7 protein-coding genes and 1 pseudogene are annotated in these 7,694 nt (G+C 33.0%); all 8 read left to right on the top strand.

The window, feature by feature from the left end:
• Positions 1-118 precede the first annotated feature (118 nt).
• The 8 genes and pseudogenes from FD26_RS04455 (at position 119) to holA (ending at position 7,595) form a co-directional block, all read left to right on the top strand.
• Complete coding sequence (locus tag FD26_RS04455) at positions 119-1,297, top strand: FtsW/RodA/SpoVE family cell cycle protein (protein WP_057867236.1); 1,179 nt, start codon at positions 119-121, stop codon at positions 1,295-1,297.
• 4 nt (positions 1,298-1,301) lie between these two features.
• A complete protein-coding gene (locus FD26_RS04450) occupies positions 1,302-1,568 on the top strand; it encodes a YlbG family protein (protein WP_075888303.1) in 267 nt (88 codons plus the stop codon).
• Positions 1,565-2,116: a 16S rRNA (guanine(966)-N(2))-methyltransferase RsmD gene (gene rsmD / locus FD26_RS04445; RefSeq protein WP_057867235.1), complete on the top strand. Its 552-nt coding sequence runs from the start codon at positions 1,565-1,567 to the stop codon at positions 2,114-2,116. Before FD26_RS04450 ends, rsmD begins: the two co-directional genes overlap by 4 nt.
• Before the next feature lies 1 nt (position 2,117).
• Positions 2,118-2,609: a pantetheine-phosphate adenylyltransferase gene (gene coaD / locus FD26_RS04440; RefSeq protein WP_057867234.1), complete on the top strand. Its 492-nt coding sequence runs from the start codon at positions 2,118-2,120 to the stop codon at positions 2,607-2,609.
• Between the two features lie 7 nt (positions 2,610-2,616).
• Complete coding sequence (locus FD26_RS04435) at positions 2,617-3,663, top strand: SepM family pheromone-processing serine protease (protein ID WP_057867233.1); 1,047 nt, start codon at positions 2,617-2,619, stop codon at positions 3,661-3,663.
• Between the two features lie 70 nt (positions 3,664-3,733).
• The gene (locus tag FD26_RS04430; RefSeq protein WP_057867232.1) at positions 3,734-4,348 is read left to right on the top strand and encodes a helix-hairpin-helix domain-containing protein; all 615 of its coding nucleotides are present in this window, start codon (positions 3,734-3,736) and stop codon (positions 4,346-4,348) included.
• Positions 4,349-4,351: 3 nt separating this feature from the next.
• Positions 4,352-6,607 (top strand): annotated as a pseudogene (locus FD26_RS11270) (DNA internalization-related competence protein ComEC/Rec2).
• The gene (gene holA / locus FD26_RS04415) at positions 6,582-7,595 is read left to right on the top strand and encodes a DNA polymerase III subunit delta (protein WP_057867229.1); all 1,014 of its coding nucleotides are present in this window, start codon (positions 6,582-6,584) and stop codon (positions 7,593-7,595) included. The pseudogene FD26_RS11270 and the gene holA overlap by 26 nt, the downstream one beginning before the upstream one ends.
• The last annotated feature ends 99 nt before the right edge of the window (positions 7,596-7,694 follow it).

The raw sequence follows: 7,694 nt of genomic DNA, 5'->3' as shown, positions 1-7,694 counted from the left end.
CCGCCATCCACTTGATTTGACGAACAGCCTTTTTTTTATAGTTGAGAGTAAGGGGCACAGTTTTTTTCTCCATTTGTTTGGTGGTATAATCTTATTATTAGATTTTAGGAGTTCAAAGGTGAAAAAATTAAAGAAAATAGACTTATGGATCATTATTCCATATATCCTGTTATTGGGTATTGGAATCGTTATGGTTTATTCCGCTAGTTTTTATAATGCTTTAATAGCGGGAGGAAAAACTGATCAGTATCTGATCAAACAAGCTATTTATGCGATTATGGGACTCTGTTTGTGTTATATCACGTTTATGCTCAAGGAGAGGGTTTTAAAGAATCGTAAGATTTTGAGTATGGTAATGATTGTTACATTGGTATCGTTATTTTATTTATTAGGGCGAGCCTATTTAAAACCAAGTAGTCGTGTTAATGGTGCTTCAGCTTGGATCAATCTAGGAATTATTAATTTTCAACCCCTAGAATTGGCCAAGTTATTCTTAATTATGTTTTTAGCGCTGGTCCTAACTAATAAACAAAATCGTTTAATACAAAAACAAGGTTGGAAAGAAGTTTTTAAAGAAGTCTTTCAACCATTAGTAATAGTTGGTTCAATTATAGTGATGGTTTTCTTACAGCCTGATATTGGTGGGGCTTTGATTTTATCTTTAATTACTTTGGTTTTAATTTCGTCGTCAACTATTCCAGGACGATTGATAGCAGAATTAAGTGGGGTTTTATTGGTAGTATTTACTAGTATGATTATTATTATTACCAAATTCCCACCATCATTCGTAAAAAGCAATTATGCCTATCAACGTTTTCTAGCTATGCAGCATCCGTTTCAATTGGAACAAAAGGCCGGTGCCCAGTTAGTTAATTCATTTTATGCCATTAGTAATGGTGGAGTTTTTGGTGTAGGACTTGGTAATAGTATTCAAAAGCGTGGTTATTTACCGGAACCACACACAGATTTTATTATGTCGATTATTAGTGAAGAGTTAGGATTGGTCGGTGTAGTATTCATTCTGGGATTGTTGCTGATAATGATTTTAAGAATGATTTCTTTAGGATTCCGCTCTAAAAAAACATATAATTCATTGGTTTATTATGGAGTTGCAACGATGATCTTGGTACAAATTGTTTTAAATGTTGGGGGATTATTGGGCTTGATTCCTTTAACAGGTGTTACCTTGCCCTTTATTAGTTATGGTGGTTCCAGTTTGCTGGTCTTGTCAGTTGCTTTAGGGATTGTTTTAAACTTAGAGACGACCGCAAAATTTGAAAAAATGAAAAAAGGATGATTTTATGTATAAAAAAGTGGAACGTCAGGCATTGTATGTCTGGGTCTACTCATTAAAGTGGAGAAAAAAACTGCAGCGGTATGGAACGGTTTATTATACTTCTCCCAAAATGAAATATATTATGTTATACGTTAATTCTAACCGGGCTGCGGAGGTTAAAAAGGAATTAATGTCTAAAAATTATGTTAAACGAGTTTCCTTGGCTCATCGTAAAGAGTTAGATGAGCATTATGTATTAAAATCAAAAAATGCAGGAGAAGATAACAAATGAAAGTTGTTTCAGGTAAATTTCGTGGTCTTAATTTAAAGGCTGTGCCAACTAATAATACTCGTCCTACTTCTGCCAAAGTCAAAGAGGCTGTTTTTAGTATGATATCTCCATATATGGTTGATGGAGTAGCTTTAGATCTTTTTGCAGGAACTGGTAGCCTAGGAATAGAAGCAGTGTCTAGAGGCTATGAGAAAGCCTATTTAGTTGATAAGGCTTATAAAGCAATTAATACAATCAAAGAGAATATCGAAAAAACTCACGCTGAGTCTAACTTCATTGTTATGAAATCATCTGCAACAGATGCTTTGCAAAAATTTGCTAATGAGGGTGTTAAATTTGATTTAGTATTCTTAGATCCACCTTATCGGATGAAGATAACTGAACAAATTATCAAAGATATGGTTGAACAAGAATTATTAAACCCAGATGCTATTATTGTTGATGAAACTGATTATGATATTGACTTGAGTGATTTTGAACGTATTGATTTAATTAAGGAAAAAAGATACAAAGATACGAAAGTAGCTTTGTACCAATTTGGGGGATAGGATGTCTGAAAAGATTGGATTGTATGCTGGAAGTTTTGATCCGATAACGAATGGTCACTTGGATATTATTCGTCGCTCTGCCAAACTTTTTGATAAGTTATACGTAGCGCCTATGACCAATACTTCTAAGAATTATTTATTTACATATGATGAAAAGAAACAGTTTATTGAGGCTGAGATCAAGGATTTAACTAATGTTGAAGTAATTGATAGTAAGGGTGAGTTGTCAACTAAACTAGCTCAAAAGTTAGGCGCTGGTTTTTTGGTTCGCTCGATGCGTAATCCGGATGATTTTGGATATGAATCTGGGGTAGCTTCAATTAATAAAGTAATGGATAAAAATATTGAAACGATATTCCTGCTTGCAAATGGCAGATATGCTACGATATCTTCGTCAATGATGAAGGAAGTAGCCAAATTTGGCGGAGATATTTCGGAATTCGTTCCTCTAGCTGTTGCACAAGCGTTGATCAAGAAGTTGAGAAGGGAATAATTATACTTTGAAATTTAATAAAACACGTAATAAAGTATTAGGAGCAATCTTTATATTTATCATTGTGGTGGCATTTTTCTTTGCGCCAACTGGTTATTATTTGGAAGTTCCTGGTACAGCTGAGGATACTTCTCAATTTGTGAAAGTAAATGGCAAGCAAGATAAAAAGAAGGGAAATCTTTTACTGACGACTGTAGGTATTGTTAGTGGGACTCCTTTTACATTACTTAAATCATTAGGAAATAATTTTGAGACAATTTATTCGCAACAAGATTTAATGGGTGATGAAAATAGTCAGGATTACTTTAACGTACAGAAATATTATATGCAGTCGGCTCAAAACAATGCCATTCAAGCAGCTTACTCTAAAGCCGACAAGCCTTTTACTAAAAAATATTTAGGCGTTTATGTGATGGATATTATGAGTAATTCTAAATTTAAGCAGAAATTACAAATCGGCGATACAATTACTGCTATTAATGGCTACCATTTTAACAGTGCTAATCAGTTTATTAATTATGTCAGAAAGCAAGATAAGCATTCGACTGTTAAAATTGATTATCTACGTGATGGCAAAAAGAAATCAGCAAGTGGTGGTCTGGTCAAATTGGCTAGTACTAAACGTTTTGGCTTAGGAATCACTTTGACTGACAATACTGAGGCTAAGGGTAATCCTCCTACAAAAATTAATGCTGGCGATATTGGTGGACCTTCAGCTGGATTGATGTTTACTTTACAAGTTTACTCACAGGTTGCTAACAAAGATTTGAAAGCCGGTCGGACTATCGCAGGAACTGGAACTATCTCACCTGATGGTACAGTTGGACCAATTGGTGGTATTGAAAAGAAAGTTTATGCTGCCTCTGAAGAAGGAGCTACGATTTTCTTTGCTCCTGATGATCCAGTAACTAAAGAAATTAAGAAATATGAACCAGGTTATGTAAATAATTATCATTTAGCTTTGAGAGCTGCTAAGAAGCTACACATGAAGATGAAGATTGTACCAGTTAAGAATTTGAACGATGCAATTAATTACCTTGAAAAAACCAAGTAATAAAAAAGAGATTTTAATGATTTTGTCATTAAAGTCTCTTTTTTTCGTAGTTTTATTTGAGGTGATAATAATGGAAGAATTTTATGAACAAATTAAGCAAAATCGGATGCTATTAAGTATTTTAGGGGTAGTTTTGTTGTTATTAGGAGGTTATTACTTGACTCATCAGCAACGGACGCCAATAAAAAATGAAATTAAAACGGAGCAAGTTAAGCCCCCAGTAAAAAAAACTAGAGAAAAAGCTAAATTAACTTCCAGCAAACTTTTGGTCGTAGATATTCAAGGAGCAGTGAAGAAACCTGGTGTTTACCGATTAAAAGATGGTGCTATTATTCAGACTGCAATTCAAATGGCCGGAGGTTTGGACACTAATGCCGATGTCAAACAACTTAATCAGGCCAAAAAGATAGCGGATCAGATGCAGATATATGTCCCTTTAAAAGGGGAGACCAGTGGATCAGCTCCAAGCAGTGATAAAAATCAAAATGATGGGAAAGTGGTTAATATTAATACTGCTTCAGTGGATGATTTCAAGAATGTAACAGGAATTGGACCTAAAAAGGCTGCAAAAATTATTGCTTTTCGAGAAAAGAATGGGAATTTTAAAGATTTACATGATTTAACTAAGGTCTCTGGTATTGGCGAGAAGAGCTTAGATTCGCTTAAAGACCAATTGACTGTTTGATTTATGAAAGATTTTTGGATATTTCCGACACTTGCGGTAATTCTTGTTGTTACTGTTTATCTAGGTTCAACTTGGATTTTAATTTTTTTATTGTTAGTAATATTGAGAATTGGATTATTAAAAAATGTAAGATTATTGATATTATCATTTATTTTAATGGGAATATTTTTAATCAGGTGTCAGTTCTTAAATCAGACAGCAGCTGAGAACGTTTCTCAAATTAAAACTGTAGTTTTGTCCCCAGATAATTTAGTTGTTAAAGGGAATTCTTTAAGTGGTGAATTACGGTCAGGAAAAGATCAATTGCGTTTTATTTATTCGATTAAAAACCAACCAGAACAAAACTTTTGGCAAAATCTATCGACCATGGCATCGGCTACTGTAACAGTTAAAAAAATTGAAAAAATTGCTGGTCCGCGTAATCCTGGTGAATTTGATTTTCAAAGATATTCAGCAAATAAAGGACTTAAATATACTGTTCAATTGGACACTATTAGGAATTTAAAAAAGTATGATCCACAAACTATTTTTGAAAAAATAAATGTTTTACGAATACATATAATTAATTATTTAAAAAAATTGCCCAAATGGATGAGGATTCAAGCTCAAAGTTTAATTGTTGGCTACAACGATCCTTTAGAAAAAGACTTTTTAGAAATCCTTAGTGTTTTAGGAATAATTCATCTTTTTAGTCTGTCAGGACTTCATGTTCTAATTTTATTAACAATGATCCGCAAATTGACTTCTTTTTTTAGAATTCCCGTGTAATGGGTTGATACTGTCTTATTAATCTTATTGCCATGCTATGGAATCCTAGTCGGTTCTAGAAGTGGTATTTGGCGGGCAATTGTTTTGGCAATGGTAGGAATAATTTTTGGGAAGTTTAAATTGAAATATACGCGATTGGACATATTTAGTATTACTTTGCTAATTTGTCTTTGGATATATCCTTTTACACTCGCTGAGATGGGTGGACAGTTGAGTTTTTTATTGTCGTTCGCAATTCTTTATTTATATCGTGGATCAAAATTATTGCTGACAACTTTGAAGATGATTTTAGTAGGATTACCAGTGATTTGTTTTTACACCTATCAATTCAATTGGTTAACATTATTGATAAATCTGATATTTGTCCCTATATTCACATATCTTATTCTGCCTTTTACCATAATATCTAGTTTAACAGTGGGCTGGCCCTTATGGAAAATCCCTAATAATTTTTTTGGCTGGATGTATGGACTATTTGATAAGATTGCCCATGCTAAAAATTTAATTTTTGTTACCGGACAAATACCAAGTTTTTGGGTAATTATTTTAATTATTATCGTTCTGTTGTATGTTGAAACTAAAACTTTAAGAAATAAGTATTTGTGGATATACATGCTGATCTTTATCGGATGTGTGGCTATGAATAAATTTCCGCTCTTTGGATCAGTTAATTTAGTTGACGTAGGGCAAGGAGATAGCCTTGTTATTACAACACCTTTGAATCGAAAGACTTTTATGATCGATGTAGCTGGCAAATTGAGATTTCCGATGCCGTCGTGGGCTAAGCACGAAACTAGCAATCAAGTGGATAATAGTACAATACCTTTCTTGAAGCATCAGGGAATTAGTCGAATAGATAAATTGTTTTTAACTCATAAGGACGTTGATCACGTAGGTAATTTGGAAACTATGTTAAGTAAATTTAGTGTGAAAGAAGTTAACTTTGGAATTGGGTTGGAGAATAATCCGCGGATACAAGCAGCTATGAAGCATCATCCGGAAGTTAAATTCAAAAATTTACAGCAAGATGATGTGGTTGATACAGGATTTATCAAATGGCGAGTTTTATGGCCTAAAACAAAAGGTATCGGTGAGAATGGTGATTCTTTAACATTATTAGCCAGAATAAAGAACAAAAAATGGCTTTTTACGGGTGATTTGGACAGTGAGAGCGAGAAAGAAATTTTGAAAGATCATCAATTTCAAGCAGATTATTTAAAAGTGGGACATCATGGATCAAAAACTGCCACTAGTGATCAATTATTGTCGATGTTAAAACCAAAAGTTGGCTTTATTTCAGCAGGTGTAAATAATCGCTATGGGCATCCTAATAAGGAAACATTAAAACGTCTTCAAAAGCATCAGGTCCAATATTTTAATACTGCTGATTATGGTATGATATCTTGGTATTATTATTTTTTTAACAATGAAGAGAAAATAACAACTTTTTTAAAGGGTGACTTGGTTGAAAATAGCAGAACTAAAGAATAATTTAAAACAGGGTAATTTAAGCAACGTTTATCTAATAACTGGTAAAGAGAGAGTTTTTATCAAAGAAATTCAGATGGCTTTCAAAGATATCATGTCATCTGAAGAACGCGATATGAACTTCTCAAGCTTTGATTTAGAAGAAGTAGCATTAGCAGATGTAATTAATGAAGTTATTTCAGCACCTTTTTTTGGTGAAAGACGATTAGTGTTTGTTGAACATCCATATTTTTTAACGGGCGAAAAAGTTAAGAATGCTGTTGAACAAAATCCGGATTTACTTTTAAAATATATTCAAAATCCTACACCATCGACAATTATGGTTATTTTTGCTTCATACGATAAGTTGGATTCACGAAAGAAAATTGTTAAACAGTTAAAAAAGTCTGCAGTAACAGTTAATGCTGGTCAGATGGAAGGACCAATTTTGACCAGAACAATAAATAATGACTTAAAAAATGATGGATATCAGATTGAGCCAGCGGCTTTGGATTTGTTAGTTAACAAAACTAAAGGCAATTATTCATTAATAATTAATCAATTAGATAAATTAAAAATGTACGCTTTACAGTCTAAAAAAATCAATCAGGCCGCTGTATCTGAATTAGTTCCACAATCTTTAGAGGATAATGTCTTTGATCTAATGACAGAAATCTTGAACAAAAATATCTATAAGGCAGAGGAATTATATAATCAATTTCTTTTACAAAAAATTGACCCTATTTTGTTAGTGGCTATTATAATCTCTCAGTTACGCTTGCTTATTCAAGTGAAAATTATGTCTGAAAGAGGCCTGTCTGAATCATCAATTGCTAAAAATCTACGTTTAAATCCTTATCGAGTAAAATATTCTTATCGCCAAGCAAGAACATTGGATCGCAAGAGGTTACAAGTGATGTATGGAGATATTGTTAATTTGGATTATCAAATTAAATCAGGACAAGGGGATAAGGAATTACTTTTTGATCTGTTTATAGCTAAATTTGCGTAAGAAACTATAATTGTAGTAATTTAAAATGAAAAAAGACCAGTGCAATCAACCATTTTAATGGTTAAACGCACTGGTCTTTTTATAAACAAAATAAAAAAG

The sequence above is a fragment of the Companilactobacillus crustorum JCM 15951 genome, assembly GCF_001434585.1.
Taxonomy (GTDB): domain Bacteria; phylum Bacillota; class Bacilli; order Lactobacillales; family Lactobacillaceae; genus Companilactobacillus; species Companilactobacillus crustorum.
This window is presented reverse-complemented; position numbering and strand designations above follow the sequence as displayed.

Coding starts and splice junctions, on each gene's coding strand:
- FD26_RS04450 (WP_075888303.1), top strand. CDS start 1,302: ATGTATAAAAAAGTGGAACGTCAGGCATTGTATGTCTGGGTCTACTCA.
- rsmD (WP_057867235.1), top strand. CDS start 1,565: ATGAAAGTTGTTTCAGGTAAATTTCGTGGTCTTAATTTAAAGGCTGTG.
- coaD (WP_057867234.1), top strand. CDS start 2,118: ATGTCTGAAAAGATTGGATTGTATGCTGGAAGTTTTGATCCGATAACG.
- FD26_RS04430 (WP_057867232.1), top strand. CDS start 3,734: ATGGAAGAATTTTATGAACAAATTAAGCAAAATCGGATGCTATTAAGT.